Below are 17,481 nucleotides of genomic sequence, written 5' to 3'. Positions count from 1 at the left end.
GCGGTTGCGTCGCCCTTCGCGCGACCGATGCGCTGCGAATTTCGCGATCCCGGCCGCCGCGCCTGCCACGATCCAATGCGCCCGCCGCGCACCCGCGCCACTACCTGTAGCTATCGCAGCCGCCGCGCTGCGAACACTCCGCCGAAAACGCACTAGGACGAGACGACCGGCCGTCGGTGGCCGGCTTTCGCGAGCCACTGCGTTGGAGTAAACAACAGGGAATGTTTGCGCGTTTTTTTTGCGCCCGCGGGGACAGATCATCATGGCCAACGGTATCCACAGCGAGCGGGCGCAGCGCTACGCCGCGCCTGCGCTAAACGTCGCCAAATCTCCCGCGAGACGCGGCGAGCCCGCGCGCGAGCTGCTCTACCTCAGCCCCGGCGGCGCCGGCCGCATGCACGCCCTGGCGCCGCTGCAGAGCCTGGGCTGGAACCTGCGCCGCGCCAACGACGCCCGTGCCGCGCTGCGCCAGCTGCAATCGAGCCCGCGCCTGCCGCACGCGGTGCTGATCGATTTGCGCGAAGGCTTCCAGGCGCGCGATCTCGACGAACTCGGCCCGGCCCTGGCCGCGCACAACGCCGGCTGGATCGCCGGCATCGCCGCCGCCCAGCTCGAACACGAAGCCACCCGCCGGCTGATCCGCGACTACTGCTACGACTACGTCACCCTGCCGTGTCCCGAGGCGGTGCTGCACACCGTCATCGGCCACGCCTACGGCATGGCCGCGCTGGCCTGCGGCGCCGGCGGCCACGGCGCGGACGGCATCGGCGTGGACGGCATGATCGGCCAGAGCGAACCGATCCGCGCGCTGTGCCGCAGCCTGCACAAGGTCGCCGGCACCGACGCGCCGGTGTTCATCGCCGGCGAGACCGGCACCGGCAAGGAACTCGCGGCGATGGCCGTGCACCGGCACTCGCCGCGCGCGCGCCAGCCGTTCGTGGCGATCAACTGCGGCGCGATCCCGCAACACCTGGTGCAGTCGGAACTGTTCGGCTACGAGCGCGGCGCCTTCACCGGCGCGCAGCAACGCAAGCTCGGCCGGATCGAGATGGCCCACGGCGGCACTTTGTTCCTCGACGAGATCGGCGACCTGCCGCTGGACAGCCAGGCCTCGCTGCTGCGCTTCCTGCAACAGGGCACGATCGAGCGCCTCGGCGGCCACGAACCGGTGCCGGTCGACGTGCGCATCGTCTCGGCCACCCACCACGATCTCGACCGCGCCGTCGTCGACGGCGGTTTCCGCGCCGACCTCTACCACCGCCTGTGCGTGCTGCGCCTGCAACAGCCGCCGCTGCGCGAGCGCGGCGGCGACATCGACCTGCTCGCCGACCACGCGCTGCAGCGCTACGCCCAGGAGACCTCGCGCGGGATCAAGGGCTTCTCGCCGTGCGCGCGCCAGGCCATGCACCGCCATCCCTGGCCCGGCAACGTGCGCGAACTGATCAACCGGGTGCGCCAGGCCGTGGTCATGGCCGAAGGCCGCTACCTCACCGCCACCGACCTGCACATCGGCGACGCCTGCGGCGGCGCGCCGGTGACCCTGGAACAGGCGCGCGACACCGCCACGCGCGAAGCGATCGAACGCGCGCTGCAGCGCAACCGCGGACGGCTGGGCGAATCGGCGCGCGAATTGGATGTGTCGCGGGTGACGCTGTACCGGCTGATGCAGCGGTTGGGCATGCGCGGGGCCGAGGAAGTCGCAGGCGAAGAGACGGCCGCCGGCTAAGCTGTGTCGGTGCAATCACCGACACAGGGAACAGGATGGATCCTCGCATCTCGGTCAACAAACTCGGCGAATACATGACGGCCACGCCGGCCCGGCGGCGGCAGATCGTCAGGGACCAAAAGCACGTACCGGCGGTCAAGGCCGTGCGCTACCAACATGCGCGCGAGGCCATCTCCGGCCTGATCGCGTCCGGCCTGGCCGACGGCGCGCGCGCGCACGGCATCGCCCAGGCGCTCAGGCGCGAGGCCGGCGGCTCGGAGTTCGAAACCCAGGACCGCGCCCATTCCGCCGACGCCATCGACTCCTTCGTCGAACTCAGCGCCGGGTTCGACCTCGATTCGCTGGTTCCGGTCGCGGCCGATGCGCGGTGCGCGGACGGGATCGAGCTGGCCGGCGTGCGCGTCGTCGCCCGCCCCGATGCGCTGCTGCTCGATCCGCAGTCGGGCGAAGCGGTCGGATGCGTCAAGCTGCACTTTTCCAAGAGCCAGCCCCTGAACGAGACCGGCGCGAACTACGTCGCCGCCGCGCTGCAGGCGCACCTGGAACGCAAGCTGTCCGCTCCCGGCGTGGTGCGGCCTTCGCGCTGTTACGTGGTGGACATCGCCACCCGCAGGATCTACACCGCGCCCAAGGCCAGCAAGCGCCGGCTCGACGGCCTGACCGCCGCCTGCGCGGAAATCAAGGACCGCTGGGACAGCCTGTGAGGTAAAAAACGGGGCGGAAACCCTCCGCCCCGTCCCCGGGCACCGTGCGACGTCATGGCCCGCAAGCGAAACCGCGCGGCGCGCTCAGAACGAGCGCGATCCGCGCAGCGAGAACACGAAGTTCGGCGCGTCCGGGGTCAGCCCCGCGGCGAGCTGGCCGTTGAAGGTCCAGCCCGAAGGCAACACGTAGCTGGCGCCGATGTTGAAGGTGGTGGAGTTGCTGGAACTGCCGGCCACGCGCCGCTTGCGCGCGCCCGGCGCGGTGGTGTGGGTGGCGCCGGTGGTGGCGCTGGCGACGCTGAAGCTCACCGCCGAGCGATCGTTGAGCGCGATCGCCAGGCCGCCGCTGAGCTGCACCGTGTTGCCCAGCGCGACCCGCGCCGGCGAGACCTGTTCGGCCACCGGCGAGATGTCGTCGAAATCGCGCGGCTGGTTGTAGGTGTAGCCGAGGTTGCCGAACAGGATCACCGGATCGTAGGTGCGCAGCGCCGAGACGTTGAACGTCGCCGCCCACACCCCCGAGCCGGTCGGCAGGTCCTCGGGGATGTTGAGGTTGTTGTTGTCGGCGTCGGGCTGGACCAGCTTGAGCCCGAACGGATCGCGCCCGGTCGGCGCGCGCACGCGCAGGCTGGTGACGATGTCGGGCCAGCGCTGGGATTCCTTCACCCACTGGTAGTACGCCGCCACGCTGGCGTCGCCGAGCCCCTGCGAGCGCATGCGCACTTCGCTGACCACGCTCGACGCGCCGCCGGCGCCGCCGCTGACGAAACGCGAATCGCGATACACGTAAGGCAGGCTGGCCTCGACGCTGAGCCGGTCGCTGAGGCCGTAGCGGCCGCTGAGTTCGACCGTGCCGATGCTGGCCTTGGTCTGGTCGAGGTTGATGCTGCCGAGGAAGATCGCGTCCAGCGCCAGGAAGCCGCTGAGCGCGAGTTGGCGCCGATCGTAATAGCTGTAGCTGATGCCCGCGTCGAAGGTGAAGCGGCGTTCGAACAGCGGCGCATGCTCGCGCACCACCAGCGCCTTTTCCTGTTCGCGGCGCTGCGCGTCCTCGTCGCGCTGGGCCTGGCCGATCTGCACCGGCGCGGCGCCGTCGCCGCTGTTGCCCGGGTCGGCCTGGTCTTCGCCGCGCGCATCGTCGGCCGCCTTGCGCCGCGCGTCCTGCGCCAACTCGCGCGCATCGCGCGGCGCGCCCTGCTGCGCGCCGTCGGGCGCCGCGGTCTGCGTCGGGCCCAGGCCGCGACCGCGGCCGGCCAGTTCCAGTTCGTCGACCTCGCCGCGCAGGCGCTCGATTTCGGCGCGTTGCGCGGCCAGTTCGCGGCTCATCTCGAGCATGCGCTGGTGCAGCGACGCGAACGGAGGCGGCGACGACGATGGGTCGGATGCGGCTTCGCCGGACGGGGCTCCGTCGGACGCAGACGCGCCGGCGGCATGGGCCGGCGCGGCGAGCGTCGCGGCCAGGATGAGGGACAGCGGTGCGGCGCGCATGATCGGGCCTCCTTGCATGCCGGCGTCGAGGGGATTCAGCGCGGCACGCCGCGCAGGCCGGCGAGCGCCTGCAGCAAGCCGAGTTCGCGCCCCAATTGCGGGGTCATCGGCGCGGTCGCGATCTGCAGCTGCAGGCGGTTGCCCGCGGCCACGCCGTCGCCGGCGATGCGGCCGCTCTGGGCGATCCCGCCCAGGCCGCCGTCGAGGCGTTGTTGCAGCGACACTCCCGGCGCCTGCACGCCGACCGCGGCGGCGCCGTCGAGGAAGGTCACCTGCGCGCGCAGCGCGCCGGCGGCGCTGTCGCTGTGGGTGCGGCCGTTGAAGCCGCCGGCGTCGGCGGCCAGGCCGGCGGCATCGACGAATTCGATCGCGGCCAGGTTCGACAGGCGATTGCCGTCGCCGGCGATCTGGGCGAGCTGGCCGATGCCATGCATGCGCACCGACTCCGCGCCGCTCGCGGCGGCCGCCGACGCGTCCGCGCCGACGCCGGCCGCGGCTTCGCTGCGCGCGTCGCTGCGCACGCTGAAGCCGGCGCCGTCGCGCAGCACCAGCAGCGAGCCGCTGGCCATCGCCGCGCCCTGTTGCGGCGTGGCCACGCTGGAGATCAGGTCCACGCGCAGGCCGACCAGCATCTGCGCATCGAAATAGCGGCCGTTGAGCGCGGCCAGGGTGGCGTCGTCGACGAGGTCCGCGCGCAGCGGCGGCAGCGCCGCAGCGGGTGGGGTCGCGGCCGCGAGGGCCAACAGCAAGGAAAGTCGGAGCGATGGACGTTTCATCGGGCACCTCAACAAATCGCTGGACATCAGAACCAGTCGGACAGGGTCAGCGCGTATTCGGCGGCGCGCGGTGCGGCGGTGGCGCGTTCGAGCGCGTCGCCGCGTCGTCGCAGCGCCGGCGAACTGCGGTCGCCGACCAGATAGGAATCCGCGCGCATCGGCCGGTCGCCGACCACGGCCAGGACGATGCCGTTCCAGCCGCGCTCGAATTCGGCCTGCGGCATCACCCGGTGGCCCAGCGCGGGATCGGCGACGAACACGCGTCCGCCGGCCGCGCCCTTGATCACGACGAAGTGGCGGTAGCCGCGCAGGTCGAGCAGGGCGATCACCGGCATCTGCAGCCGGTACAGCGCCTCGGCGTCGATGCGGAAGCCGTGCGCGCGCATGCCGATGCCTTCGACGTAGCGCTTCATGTCCAGCATCGAGAAACCGTTGCGCACCACTTCGCGCGGGTCCGCGCCGGCCATCATCTTTTCGATCAGCGCCGGTTCGTCGACGTCCAGGCCGTAGCCGTAGTGCAGCAGGCTGGCCAGCGCGGCCGAGCCGCAGCTGAAGTCGTAGCGCTGGCGCAGCAGTTCGCGGTAGCGCAGATCGCGCAGGCTGCGCATCGGTTTGCGCAGCGGCGTCGCGGTGGCGCCGGTGAGCCGGGTGAGATCGACCGCGCTGTAGCGCTCGCCGGGCGCGGCGGACGGCTGCGCCGGCGCGGCGCCGGCATGGGCGAGCGCAAGGGCGATAACGAACGAAGCGGCGCGGGCAGGGGAGGCGGACATGGCGGGGCATCGACGGGAAAACGGCGGCAAGGCCGCGATGGCCGTCGCGCGGCCATCGCGGTGCGGCGGGGGGAGGTCAGTCGCCGCAACTGGTGCAGCTCGGCGGCGGCGGCGGCGGCGGAGCGCAGGCGCCGCAGGACGCGGTCGCGATCGCCAGGCCGTTGTGCTGCAGATTGCCGACGCCGGAGGCCACGTTGACGCCGATGTTGCCCTGCGCGCCGGACAGCGCATTGCCGCCGAGCGAGGCGTACAGGTCCAGGCTGAGGCGACGGCCGTCGCTGTCGAGGACGTTGGCCAGCGAACGCTGCTCGCTGTCGGAGGTCGCCAGCGCCACCGTGCCGGAACTGTTGACCGAGGCGGCCATGCCGTTGCCCTGGACGTTGCCGACGCCGGCGGCGACGTTGACGCCGATGTTGCCCTTGGCGTTCGACAGCGCGTTGCCGTCGAGGGTGGCGCGGTAGAACGTGTCGTCGGTGTTGGTGGCGGCGAAGTTGCCGAGCGCGCTCTGCGCGCCGAACACCATCGCCGAGGCGAACACCTTCTCGCCGTCCACCGCCGACAGCGCGGTGTCGTTGCTCTGCGCGTTGCCGACGCCGGCGGCGACGTTGGCGCCGATGTTGCCCTGGGCGTTGGACAGCGCGCTGTCGCCCAGGCGCGCGTCGTGGTCGCCGTCGCCGAGCGAGCCGTTGCTCAGGGTGTGCTGGTCCTGGTCCACGGTCGCGGCCGATTCGGACGCGACCCGGATCTGGCCCTTGACCGCGACGCGGCCGCCGACCTGGATGCGGTTGCTTACCGAGGTGTCGCTGTGGATGCGGGCGTCGTCGCCCTCGGCGAAGGCCGGCGAGGCCAGCGCCGCGAGCGCGAGTGCGAGCAGGGAATGCATGAGTTTCATCGGGGTTCTCCGTCGGGAGCGCGGCCGCGGCGGCGCGTGCCGCCGCGGCCGCGCGCGCGTCATTGGCAGCTGCCGCAGGACGCGGTAGCGATGGACAGGCCGTTGTGCTGGGCGTTGCCGACGCCGGCGGCGACGTTGGCGCCGATGTTGCCCTGCGCGCCCGACAGCGCGCTGCCGGCGAGGGTGGCGAAGGTGTCCAGGTCGCAGGCCGCGGCCAGTTCGTTGAGCCAGGTGTGCTGCTCGCTGTCGGAGGCGGCCTTGGCGATCGTGCCGGAGCTGTTGACCGAGGCGGCCATGCCGTTGCTCTGCGCGTTGCCGACGCCGGCGCCGACGTTGACGCCGATGCTGCCCTTGGCGCTGGACAGCGCGCTGCCGTCCAGGGTGGCGTCGTAGTAGGTGTCCTGCTGGCTGGAGGTCGCGTAGTTGAACGCGGTCTTCTGGTCGTTGAACACCATCGCCGAGGCGAACACCTTCTGCCCGTCCACCGCCGACAGCGCGGTGTCGTTGCTCTGCGCGTTGCCGACGCCGGCGGCGACGTTGGCGCCGATGTTGCCCTGGGCGTTGGACAGCGCGCTGCCGCCGAGGTGGGCGTCGTGGTCGCCGTCGCCGAGCGAGCTGTTGCCCACGGCGTTCTGGTCCTGGTCGACGGTCGCGGCCGATTCGGACGCGACCCGGATCTTGCCGCGCACGCCGACGTGGCCGCCGACATGGATGCGGTTGCTCACCGAGGTGTCGCTGTGGATGCGGGCGTCGTCGCCTTCGGCGTACGCGGGCGCGGCGACGGCCAAAGCGAGGGCGAGCAGGGTCAGTTGCGCTTTCATGATCTCTCTCCTGAAGGGTGGTGGGTGTCGCGACTGCGTTCCGCCGTTGTGGTTGTTATGGAGCGCTCCCCGGCAGTCGGAGCACGATGGCGTTGACCGACGCGTTGCCGGTCCCCGCCGTCTGGTTGAGTTGCAGCACGCCCTGGCCGCCGCGCAGGGCGTCCGCGGCGATGTCGGCCTGGCGCGCGCCGGGCGCGGCGCGGGTGGGCGCTGCCTCGGCCGGCGGGCCGGCGACGGCGGCGAGCGCGGCATCGTCGAGCGCGCTCGCGGCGCCGCGCGCGAGCGCGAACCGGTTGAGCTGGGCGTTGCCGGCGCCGGCGGCCTGGTTGAGCTGGAGCAGGCCGTGGGCGCCGTCGAAGGCGCCGGCGCCGATGCGCGCCTGCGCGTCGCGCGACAGCGCCGCGGGGCCGGGACGTTCGACCCGCTGTCCGGCGCTTGCCGAAGCGATGGCCAGTCCACCGGGCGACAGCGACAGCGCGGCCTGGTTGGCCTGGGCGTTGCCGGCGCCGGCGGCCTGGTTGATCGCCGCGCGGCCGTCGAGGCCGCGGCCGGCCGCGCCGACCTCGGCGCGGTCCAGCGGCGCGCCCTGCGCGCGGCCGTCGCCGGCGATCGCGGTCGCCAGCAGGCAGCCGGCGAGCCACAGCGGCGCGTGGCGCAACGGGCGGTGGCGCGCGTTCACCGCCCGCTCCCGGGCGGCGGTGCCAGCGCCTGCATGACCGCGCCGGTGAGGGTGTCGCCGAGACCGGCGGTGGCGCCGACCACCGCACCGCCGACGCTGGCGCTGGCGCCGAGCGGCGCCGACGCGCCCGGCCCGGCGAACGTCGCGCCCGCGCCGGTGGCGGCCGCGGGCACCAGCATCGCGCTCGCCGCATCGGCGGCCGCGGCGACGCCGAGGCCGCCGGAGCCGTGCTGGCCGAGTGCGGCATCGTCGAGCGGCGCCAGCGAACGCGTCAGGGTGGCGTGGAACACCTGGCCCGGGAACGTGGTCGCCTCGGTGCGCACCGGATTGTCCTGCGCCGGCAGCGCGCGATAGGCGATGCGCGGGTGGACGGTGCGGGCGATCACCACGGTGGGGTCGGCGCCCGGTGTGGGGTCGGCGCCGGGCCCGGCCGCGCGCACGCCGGGCAGGGCGGCGGCGAGGACCAGCGCGGCCAGCGCCGAAGCGTGGCGGTGGCGGCGGGCGGCGCGGATTGCGGCGACGCGGGGGACGGACGGATACATGGCGGACTCCGAGACGGGGGATGCTCGAAACGCCGGAAGCGGGGCAGTCGCGGCCGGCGAGAGGTCCTACGCCAGACCCGTGCCAACTTTGCAAACGATTGAATCGAAAGCGCTTTTGCGCGCGGGGCCGACACCGGGCCGGCGCCGCGCGGGCAAAGCGTTGCGCCGGCGCAACGCGCCGCGGCCGCGCCGACGCGCGGTTTTCCCCGGTCAGCTTCGGCGCGCGCGACCGCGCAGCGCAGGCGCAGCGGGCCTTTCGTCGCGTGCGTGCGGTCGCAACATCGCGGCCGCTCGGGCGACGTTGCGTTTCCGCAACCTCGCGCGCACGTGCGAGGATCGGGACTTCGCTTGCCTTCGCCCGCCCACGCCATGTCATCGCCCGCCGACGCCGTCCACGAACCGCTGCCCGCCGCCGCCGCCGGCGGCGACGATTTCATCGAGGTCTATCCCGAGGCGCTGACGCGCGAGCAGTGCGAGCAGTTGGTGCGCCGCTTCGACGCCAGCCGCGACAGCGAGCCCGGCCGCGTCGGCGGCGGGGTGATGCCCGACCTCAAGGACAGCCGCGACCTCACCATCACCGGCCGCGACGGCTGGAAGGACGTCGAGCAGACCTTGAACCTGGCGGTGTTCCGCGGCCTGCTGCAATACCTGCGCCGCTATCCGCACACCATGATCGCGCCGCTGATGCTGGAAACGCCGGGCGCCGACGGCAAGCGCCACCGCATCACCGCCGAGCGCATGGCGCAGATGGACGACAACGCGCTGTCGCCGGTGGCGCAGACCGTGTTCCGTCCCGGCGCGATCAACCTGCAGCGCTACACCGCCAACCGCGGCGGCTATCCCTACTGGCACTGCGAGCTGTACCCGCGCGACCCGCACGCCGACACCCTGCACCGCCACGTGCTGTGGACGATCTACCTCAACGACGGCTTCGAGGAAGGCGAGACCGAGTTCCTCTACCAGCGCCGCAAGATCGCTCCGCGCGCCGGCGACCTGCTGATCGCGCCGGCGGCCTTCACCCACACCCATCGCGGCAACCGGCCCAAGGGCGGCGACAAGTACATCGCCACCAGTTGGATCCTGTTCCAGCGCGCCGAACGGCTGTACGCCGGCGGCTGAGCATGGCGACGGCGATCGCTCAGCGTCCGCCGCGGCCGAGCGCGGCGTAGACGGCCGGCGCGCGCCGCTTCAGCGCCGCGGCATACGCCGCGCCCAGCAGCACGATCGCCAGCAACGCGATCGCGATGGTCCACGCCGCCGCGCCGCTGCCGCCGGTCAGCAGCGGCAGGTTGGCCAACATGGTCGCCAGCAACGCCGACAGCGCCGCCGCGCTCAGCGCCGGCGCGACCCGCGTCGCCAGCACGCCGCCGTCGCTGCGGGCGCGGAAGAAGCCGATCACCGCCAGGCTGGTGAGGATTTGCGCGCACACCAGCGCGATCGCGCCGAACGCCGAAGTCGCGCCGATGGCGATGCGCAACGGGTCCTGCTCGACGAGACCCAATGCCGACAGCAGCAGCACCGACACCGTCGCCTGCACCAGATTGGCGACGTAGGGGGTTTCCTGCACCGGATGCATCTGCGCCAGCTCGGCGCGGATCGCGCCGTCGCGGCCCAGCGCGTAGAGATAGCGCGACACCACGTTCTGCATGCCGACGATGACGGCGAACAGGCTGGTCAGCAGCAGGCCCGACATCGCCTCGGCCAGGCCCGGCGGGACGAAATGCGGCACCATCGAGAACCACAGCCGGCCCGGATCGCGCAGCGCCGCCTCGACCACCCGGTGCGGGCCGTACGCCGAGATCAGCGCCCACGCCGCCGCCGTCGTGGTCGTCGCGATCGCCAGCACCGCCGCGTACAGCGCGCGCGGCACGGTGCGCTGCGGGGAGCGCGCTTCCTCGGCGTAGACCGCCGCCGTCTCGCAACCGCAGAACGAGGCGATCGCGAACACCATCGACGCGCCGAAGCCGGCCGAGAACACCTGCGACAACGCGAGCGGCTGCGCGCTCAACCCCTCCGGGCCGCCGCCCTGCGCCAGCACCGCGATCACGAACGCGGCCATGATCGCGAACTCCGCCAACGCCAGCAGCCCGAGCAACCAGGCGGCGAACGCCAGATTGCGCTGGCTGCAGAACGGCACCACCGCGCTGACCAGCAAGGCGCAGAACCACCACGGCAGGCCTTCACCCCACAGCCGCTGGCCGAGTTGTTCCATGAAGAAGCCGATCATCGCGTAGCAGCACAACTGCAGCGCCATGTACGCGCTCACCGCGAGCCCGGCCGCGACCAATCCGGCCGACGGCGACAGCCCGCGCGCGACGCAGGCGTAGAACGCGCCCGCATCGACCACGTGCCGCGCCAGCGCGGCGAAGCCGATGTTGAACACCAGGTACACCGCGCCGGCCAACAGGAAACAGCCGACGATGCCGATGCCGTTGCCCAGCGCGAACGCCACCGGCACGCCGCCGAGCAGGCCGACCATCGGTCCGGTGGTGGCGAACACGAAAGCGAGAATCTGGACCCAGCCGACCGCGCCGGCTTTCAAGCGTTGCGTCGATGTATCGCTCATCCGTCCCCCTGGCCGTCCGCGGCGTGCCTGCGCGCGGACCCATCGGACAGCGATCCTCGCGCACGTTGCGTCCGCTAGCCACCATCGACGACGGCGATGAGCAGATGCACTGCATTTATCGTGACTAAGCGACGCTATGCGGACACGCAGTCGGTGTGCGCGGATTTATAAAGGCACCAAAACGCCTCAGAAAAGCATAATTTTTATGCTTTATCGCTGTCCGCAACGACCCGGCCGCGGCATTCGCCGAAACCGATCGGAACGTATCCCGGCGCGCGCGCCGTCGCATTCAGGCTTACCTCGTCGCCATCTTCGAGGAAGCTGCGCAGCTCGCCGTTGGCCAACGTCAGCGGTTGTCGGCCGCCCCGGCTGCGCTCCAGCAGGCTGCCGCACTCGTCCTCGCCCGGGCCGGACACGGTGCCGCTGCCGAGCAGGTCGCCCGGCTGCAGGTTGCAGCCGTTGCTGGTGTGGTGGGCGATCATCTGCGCCGCGGTCCAGTACAGGCGGGCGGCCGCGGTGCGGGTCAGGGTTTGCGCGGGCGCATCGTCGCGGCGCATTCGCGCGGTGCGCAGCGCGATCTCGAGTTCGATGGCATAGCCGCCATGGCTGCGGTCGCCGGGATCGTCGAGGTAAGGCAGCGGCGCCGGATCGCCGTCGGGCCGCGCCGGCGCGGCGACCGCGAACGGCGCCAGCGCCTCGGCGGTGACCACCCACGGCGACACCGTGGTCAGGAAGCTCTTGCCCAGGAACGGCCCCAGCGGCTGGTATTCCCAGGCCTGCAGGTCGCGCGCCGACCAGTCGTTGAGCAGGCACAGCCCGGCGATGTGCGCGTGCGCCTCGGCGATCGGCACCGGCTCGCCGAGGCGGTTGCCGCGGCCGATCCACACGCCCAGTTCCAGCTCGAAGTCCAGCCGCCGGCTCGGCCCGAATTCGGGCTCGGCGTCTGCGGCGGCGAGCCACTGGCCGTGCGGACGCCGCACCGGCGCGCCGCTGGCGCGCACCGAGGACGCGCGGCCGTGGTAGCCGATCGGCAGGTGTTTGTAGTTGGCCAGCAGCGGCCGGTCCGGGCGGAACAGGCGGCCGACGTTTTCGGCGTGATGGATGCCGGCGTAGAAATCGGTGTAGTCGCCGATGCGCATCGGCAACTGCAGCGCGCAGTCGTCGGCGCGATGCAGCCACGGCCGCGCCGCGGCCGCGCAGGCCTCGTCGCTGAGCAGCCGCGACAGCGCCAGCCGCAACGCCGCGCGCGCGGCCGGCGCCAGCGCGAACAGTTCGTTGAGGCTGTCGCCGCGCAACGCCGGCACGGCGTCCGCCGGCAGCGCCCCGGCCGCAGCCGCCGCGCGCAGATCGAGGATGCAGTCGCCGATCGCCGCGCCCGCGCGTGCCGCCTCGCCGGGCGGGGCGAATACGCCGTAGGGCAGGTTCTGGATCGGGAACTGGGCGTGCTCCTGCGCGCCTTCGACCCAGCTGCGCAGCGCGGGATCGTGGCTGGCGTCGATGCGCGGCCGGCTCACGCCGGCACCTGCGCGGGCGCCAGCCGGGCCTTGTCCAGGTCCGACCAGCATTCGTCGTAATCGAGCTGCGACAGCGGCGTGCGCACGGCGAAGCGGGTCGGGCGGATCACCCGCCGGCTCTCGAACATGAAGGCCATCGCGCCGTCGATCTTGTGCGGCGCCAAGTCCGCGGCGATCGCGCGCTCGTAACTGGCCCGGTCCGGGCCGTGGCCGCTCATCTGGTTGTGCAGCGACGCGCCGGCCGGCGCGAAGCCGCCGGCCTTGGCGTCGTACTCGCCGTGGATCAGGCCCATGAATTCGCTCATCACGTTGCGGTGGAACCACGGCGGGCGGAAGCTGCGCTCGGCCACCATCCAGCGCGGCGGGAAGATCACGAAGTCGATGTTGGCCGTGCCGGGCGTGTCGCTGGGCGCGGTCAGCACGGTGAAGATCGACGGGTCGGGATGGTCGAAGCTGACGGTGTTGATCGTATTGAAACGGCGCAGGTCGTAGCGATACGGCGCCAGGTTGCCGTGCCAGGCGACCACGTCGAACGGCGAATGCGGCAATTCCATCGTCCACAACCGGCCCTGGAACTTCTGCACCACCTCGGTCGGCTCGTCGCGGTCTTCGAACCAAGCCAGCGGGGTTTCGAAATCGCGCGGGTTGGCCAGGCCGTTGGCGCCGATCGGGCCGAGCTCGGGCAGCCGCAACGGCGCGCCGTAGTTCTCGCAAACGTAACCACGCGCGCTGCCGTCCAGCGGCTCGACCCGGTAGCGCAGGCCGCGCGGCAGCACCGCGATCTGCTGCGGTTCCAGCTCGATCCGGCCCAGCTCGGTGTCCACCCGCAGGCGTCCCTGCTGCGGCACGATCAGCCATTCGCCGTCGGCACAGGAAAACGCCCGCCCGCGCATCGGCGCATTGATCGCGTACAGGTGGATGCCGATGCCGTCGCCGGCGGCGACATCGCCGTTGCCGCCGTAGCTGACCAGGCCGTCGATGAAATCGGTCGGCGCCTGCGGCAGCGGCAGCGGGTCCCAACGCAGGCGGTTCGGCGAGGCCGGTTCTTCGTCGAACGGGCCCGAACGCAGCAGGGTGTCGCGCGCGTAGGGCACGTACGGCGGATGCTGCGCGGTCGGCCGCAGCCGGTACAGCCAGCTGCGCCGGTTCTCCGCGCGCGGCGCGGTGAACGCGCTGCCGGACCATTGCTCGGCATACAGGCCGAACGGCACCCGCTGCGGCGAGTTCTGCCCGAGCGGCAACGCGCCGGGCACGGCCTCGCTGCTGTGGTGGTTGCCGAAGCCGTTCGCGTAGTTCATGCCGGTTCCTCCTGCGCGGGCCGCGCGACACGGCCGGCCACGGCGATGGCCGCCAGCACGGTGTCGGCGTCGCCGATGTGGTTGATCAGGATCAGCACCAGGCGCGCGTCGGCGCGGCGGCTGGCGGCCTCGTCCAGGCCCTGGTGCAATTCGATGAGGCGCTGGTAGACCTCGTCCGCGCGCGCCAGGTTGGGTTGCAGATTCAATGCGCTCATTGCGGCCTGCCTTGCGCGCGCGCCAGCGCGGCGGCGACCGCGACGCGGTCGGGCCGGCGCCAGCGCGCGCAGACGTAGTGATCGGGACGGATCAGGTAGGCACTGCCGGGCCGCAGCGCATAGCGCGCGCGCAGCGCGTCCAGACCCTCGGCGCGCGCGCCCAGGTCGTACAACTCCACGTCCTGCGGCGGCTCGCCGCGCCAGCCGTCGGCCAGCAAGACGAAACGATCGCCGAGCGCGCGCAGCAGCCAGCCCTCGCCGAGCGGCGCGTCCAACGCCGGCGAACCGGGCGCGACGCCGCCGTCCCAGTCGTCGGCGTCGGCGGTGTTGAGCGGGCTGTCCGGGTAGCTCACCGCGGTCGACAAGCGTCCGGAATTGACCAACGGACGGGCGAACGCGCAGTCGCGCGCCAGTTCCAGCACCGCGTCGCGGTAGGCGCGGCTGGCCGCGCACTTGGGGGTCATGAAGTCGGTCGAGCGCGAGGAGTGGGCGATGTTCTCGTCGGCGGTCAGCACCGCTTCGAAGTCGTAACTGTGCAGCAGCGCCGCATCCGCCGCGCCGCGCAGCACCCGGTCGAGCTTCCAGCCCAGATTGTCGGCGTCGGCCAGGCCGCCGTTGCAGCCGCGCGCGCCGAACGGCGAGACCAGGTGCGCGCTGTCGCCGGCGAACAGCACCCGACCGTGCACGAAGCGCTGCATGCGCCGGCACTGGAACGTGTAGACGCTGTACCACTCGCGGCGGAACTTCGCCCGTGGCCCGAGCATCGCGCGCACGTAGCGCTCGACGTTCTCCGGCTGCGCCGCGGCGGCGCGGTCGATGTCCCAACCGAGCTGGAAGTCCAGGCGCCACACGCCGTCGGGCTGCTTGTGCATCAGCGCCGACTGGCCCGGATTGAACGGCGGGTCGAACCAGAACCAGCGCTCGGCCGGACCCTCGCCTTCGTCCATGCGCACGTCGGCGATGAGGAAGTTGTCCTCGAACACGCGGCCTTCGAAATCCAGGCCGAGCCGGTCGCGCACGGTCGAACGGCTGCCGTCGCACGCGGCCAGCCACTGGCAGCGGATGCGGTATTCCTCGTGCGCGCTGCGCACGGCGATCTCGACCGCATCCTCGCCCTGCGCGACCGCGGTGAGCCGGTGGCCCCAGCGCAGGTCCACGTTCGGCAACCGCTGCAGCGCGTCGATCAGGATGTCCTCGACGTGATACTGCTGCAGGTTGATGAAGCCCGGCCGCTGCTGGTCTTTGACCGGCAGCACGTCGAAGCGGTACACCGGCTCGCTGTCGGCGCCCCAGAACACCTTGCCGACGTTCCAGGTGACGCCGCGATCGACCATGGCCTGGCCGACGCCGAGGCGGTCGAAGATGTCGAGCGAGCGCTTGGAGAAGCAGATCGCCTTGGACCCGGCGGCGACGAAGTCCAACCGCGAGAGCACCACCACGCGATGGCCGCGCCGGCCCAGGTCGAGCGCCAGCGCCAGTCCGACCGGCCCGGCGCCGACCACGACCACCGCGTGCCGCTCGAGCGGTTCGCGGCTGGCGCGCGCGCTGGCGCCGATTTCGCGCCACACCGGAATGCCTGCGACGTTGGCCATGGCGTCAGTCCTGCAGTTGCGCCCAGACCTCGCGGTCGCGCTCCATCGTCCAGATGCGCGGCCAGTCGATGCCGTCGAGTTCGTCCCACACCCGCTGCACGTCGAACGGCAGGCAGTGTTCGAAGATCGGCCAGCGCCCGAACTTCGGCGCGAGCGCATCGTGGGCGGCCGCGAACGCCTCGCGCAGGCCGCCGCCGGCGGCGTGCACGCGGCCGACCTGGGCGATCATCGTGCGCAGGAATTCGCGGGTCTGCTCGATCGCCGCGTCGCAGGCCTCGGTCCCGCGCGCGACCCGGCCGCGGCCGCCGACCAGGATCTGCGCGCGAAACGCCTTGACCCGGTCCAGCGTCGCCCCGCTCCAGTCGAAGTGGAACGCATCGCCGGTGTACAGCGCCGCCTCGGCCTCGACCAGGTCGCCGGCGAACAGGGTCTTGCTCTTGTCGTGCCAGACCACGATGTCGCCGGCGGTGTGGCCGCGGCCGCAGAACTGCAGTTCCAGCGCGCCGCGGTCGCCGCCCAGTTCGATGCGGTGGCGCTCGGCGAAGGTCTGGGTCGGCCAGGTCAGGCCGGGCACGCCTTCGGCTTGCTTGAACAGGCGCGGCATCCGGCCCAGTTCGCTGGCCCAGTCTTGCTCGCCGCGTTCTTCGATCAGCTTGCGCGTGGTCTCGCTGGCGACGATGTGTTCGGCATCGAAGGCGCTGGCACCTAAAACGCGCACTGCGTGGTAGTGGGTGAGCACCAGATAGCGCACCGGCTTGTCGGTGTGCTCGCGCAGGCGCGCCAGCCAGTCGCGCGCCGCCGCGGGCGTGGCGCGCGCTTCGATGCAGACCAGGAAATCCTCGCCCTCGAACGCGCCGACGTTGGGGTCGCCCTCGGCGGTCAGCGCGTAGACGCCGTCGGCGAGGACTTCCAGGGTTTCGGTCTTCGCCGCCAGATCGGTGGACGAGGCGAAAGGCTTGCTCATGGGATCGCTCCGAAGGATTCCGGCGCCGCGCCGGCCTGCGCCGAGGATGCGCGCGCCGCGGCGTGCCGTCTGTCCACAGATCGATGGACAGCGCCGGCGCGGCGCGCTTATCGTCGCCCGGTCTTCCGCCGGCCGGACCGTACATGCGCAGCCGCGATCTCGACGCACCGCTGGACCCGGAACTCGGCGCGAGCGTGCTGGCCGCGGCCGGCGGCGCGCGTTTCGGCGCGGTGCTGCTCGGCTCGGCCCGGCGCCTGGACGCGGTCGAGGAAGTGTTCGCCTATCGCGTCAGCGCCGACGCCGCGCCGCAAGCCCTGCTCTCATGCAGCGACCGCGAGGACGCGCAGGAGCGCGCCCGCGGCTATGCGCAGCGCTACTACCGGCTCGATCCGCTAAACCGCGGCGACGCCGGCCAGGCGCGCGGTTTCGTGCGGGTCGTGCGCGCCGCGCAGATTCCCGCCGGCGACTACCGCGACACCTGCTTTCGCCGGCCCGCGTTCGCCGACAAGGTCTGCTTCGGCTGGCAGCGCGGCGACGAGCGCCTGGTGCTGAATTTCTATCGCGGCCCGCACGCGCGCGGCGAGCCGGCGCGCGCGCTGGCGGCGCTGGGCTCGCTGGCGATGGCCGCGCTCAGCCGGCGCGAGCCGCCGCCGCCCGCGCCGGATCCGCTCGCGCGCCTGGAAGCGCGGCTGCGCGCGGCCTATCCGGCGCTGAGCGCGCGCGAGCGGCAGATCGTCGCGCGCACCCTGAGCGGGCGCAGCGCCGCGCAGATCGGCGCGGAGCTGGCGATCGGCGCGGCCAGCGTGCTGACCTACCGCCAGCGCGCCTACCGCCGCTGCGGCCATGCCGGCGCCGGCGAATTCCTCGCCGCCCTGCTCGACTGAGCGCACGCCGCCGCCGCGCTGGCGCGCAGGGACAGGCGCGCGGGCACGCA

Annotated in this window: 17 protein-coding genes; 4 read left to right on the top strand and 13 right to left on the bottom strand. The window is 72.4% G+C overall.

Translation table 11 applies throughout. The annotated features are described in order from the left end of the window. Positions 1-262 precede the first annotated feature (262 nt). Both JHW41_RS00255 and JHW41_RS00250 read left to right on the top strand, forming a co-directional pair. Positions 263-1,726 (top strand): sigma-54 dependent transcriptional regulator, encoded by a 1,464-nt coding sequence (locus tag JHW41_RS00255; protein WP_250448571.1) that lies wholly within the window; start codon positions 263-265, stop codon positions 1,724-1,726. Between the two features lie 35 nt (positions 1,727-1,761). Beyond that, positions 1,762-2,430, top strand: coding sequence for a hypothetical protein (locus tag JHW41_RS00250; RefSeq protein WP_057949691.1), 669 nt, complete (start codon positions 1,762-1,764; stop codon positions 2,428-2,430). Positions 2,431-2,514: 84 nt separating this feature from the next. Here JHW41_RS00250 and JHW41_RS00245 read toward each other — a convergent pair whose 3' ends face one another. The 7 genes from JHW41_RS00245 to JHW41_RS00215 all read right to left on the bottom strand — a co-directional run bounded on the left by JHW41_RS00245 (position 2,515) and on the right by JHW41_RS00215 (position 8,398). Next, complete coding sequence (locus tag JHW41_RS00245) at positions 2,515-3,918, bottom strand: transporter (RefSeq protein ID WP_250448569.1); 1,404 nt, start codon at positions 3,916-3,918, stop codon at positions 2,515-2,517. A gap of 35 nt (positions 3,919-3,953) precedes the next feature. Beyond that, entirely contained in the window at positions 3,954-4,667 is a 714-nt protein-coding gene (locus JHW41_RS00240; protein WP_250448567.1) for a hypothetical protein, read from the bottom strand. Positions 4,668-4,720: 53 nt separating this feature from the next. After that, positions 4,721-5,464 (bottom strand): C39 family peptidase, encoded by a 744-nt coding sequence (locus JHW41_RS00235; protein ID WP_250448565.1) that lies wholly within the window; start codon positions 5,462-5,464, stop codon positions 4,721-4,723. Between the two features lie 76 nt (positions 5,465-5,540). Then, positions 5,541-6,356, bottom strand: coding sequence for a hypothetical protein (locus JHW41_RS00230; RefSeq protein ID WP_250448563.1), 816 nt, complete (start codon positions 6,354-6,356; stop codon positions 5,541-5,543). A 59-nt stretch (positions 6,357-6,415) separates the two neighbouring features. Continuing rightward, a complete protein-coding gene (locus JHW41_RS00225) occupies positions 6,416-7,177 on the bottom strand; it encodes a hypothetical protein (RefSeq protein ID WP_250448561.1) in 762 nt (253 codons plus the stop codon). Positions 7,178-7,232: 55 nt separating this feature from the next. Further along, entirely contained in the window at positions 7,233-7,856 is a 624-nt protein-coding gene (locus tag JHW41_RS00220) for a hypothetical protein (protein WP_250448560.1), read from the bottom strand. Then, complete coding sequence (locus JHW41_RS00215; protein WP_250448558.1) at positions 7,853-8,398, bottom strand: hypothetical protein; 546 nt, start codon at positions 8,396-8,398, stop codon at positions 7,853-7,855. The genes JHW41_RS00220 and JHW41_RS00215 overlap by 4 nt, the downstream gene beginning before the upstream one ends. 369 nt (positions 8,399-8,767) lie before the next feature. Here JHW41_RS00215 and JHW41_RS00210 point away from each other — a divergent pair, with 369 nt between their 5' ends. Then, complete coding sequence (locus JHW41_RS00210) at positions 8,768-9,517, top strand: 2OG-Fe(II) oxygenase (RefSeq protein ID WP_250448556.1); 750 nt, start codon at positions 8,768-8,770, stop codon at positions 9,515-9,517. A gap of 19 nt (positions 9,518-9,536) precedes the next feature. Here JHW41_RS00210 and JHW41_RS00205 read toward each other — a convergent pair whose 3' ends face one another. From JHW41_RS00205 to JHW41_RS00180, 6 genes are all read right to left on the bottom strand, one after another. After that, positions 9,537-10,964 (bottom strand): APC family permease, encoded by a 1,428-nt coding sequence (locus JHW41_RS00205; RefSeq protein WP_250448554.1) that lies wholly within the window; start codon positions 10,962-10,964, stop codon positions 9,537-9,539. Between the two features lie 203 nt (positions 10,965-11,167). After that, positions 11,168-12,478, bottom strand: a complete 1,311-nt coding sequence (gene fahA / locus JHW41_RS00200; RefSeq protein WP_250448552.1) for a fumarylacetoacetase — start codon at positions 12,476-12,478, stop codon at positions 11,168-11,170. Further along, complete coding sequence (hmgA, locus tag JHW41_RS00195; RefSeq protein ID WP_250448550.1) at positions 12,475-13,776, bottom strand: homogentisate 1,2-dioxygenase; 1,302 nt, start codon at positions 13,774-13,776, stop codon at positions 12,475-12,477. Before hmgA ends, fahA begins: the two co-directional genes overlap by 4 nt. After that, complete coding sequence (locus tag JHW41_RS00190) at positions 13,773-13,991, bottom strand: DUF2783 domain-containing protein (RefSeq protein WP_057949702.1); 219 nt, start codon at positions 13,989-13,991, stop codon at positions 13,773-13,775. Before JHW41_RS00190 ends, hmgA begins: the two co-directional genes overlap by 4 nt. After that, the gene (locus JHW41_RS00185; RefSeq protein ID WP_250448549.1) at positions 13,988-15,583 is read right to left on the bottom strand and encodes an FAD-dependent oxidoreductase; all 1,596 of its coding nucleotides are present in this window, start codon (positions 15,581-15,583) and stop codon (positions 13,988-13,990) included. Before JHW41_RS00185 ends, JHW41_RS00190 begins: the two co-directional genes overlap by 4 nt. Before the next feature lie 4 nt (positions 15,584-15,587). After that, positions 15,588-16,547: an MBL fold metallo-hydrolase gene (locus tag JHW41_RS00180; RefSeq protein ID WP_078996090.1), complete on the bottom strand. Its 960-nt coding sequence runs from the start codon at positions 16,545-16,547 to the stop codon at positions 15,588-15,590. A 143-nt stretch (positions 16,548-16,690) separates the two neighbouring features. On the opposite strand from JHW41_RS00180, the gene JHW41_RS00175 reads away from it, so the two are divergent. Continuing rightward, complete coding sequence (locus tag JHW41_RS00175; RefSeq protein WP_198944557.1) at positions 16,691-17,431, top strand: LuxR C-terminal-related transcriptional regulator; 741 nt, start codon at positions 16,691-16,693, stop codon at positions 17,429-17,431. The last annotated feature ends 50 nt before the right edge of the window (positions 17,432-17,481 follow it).

Source organism: Lysobacter enzymogenes (assembly GCF_023617245.1).
GTDB lineage: Bacteria > Pseudomonadota > Gammaproteobacteria > Xanthomonadales > Xanthomonadaceae > Lysobacter > Lysobacter yananisis.
Note: the sequence above shows the minus strand (reverse complement) of the source record. Positions and strands in the feature narration are given on the sequence as shown.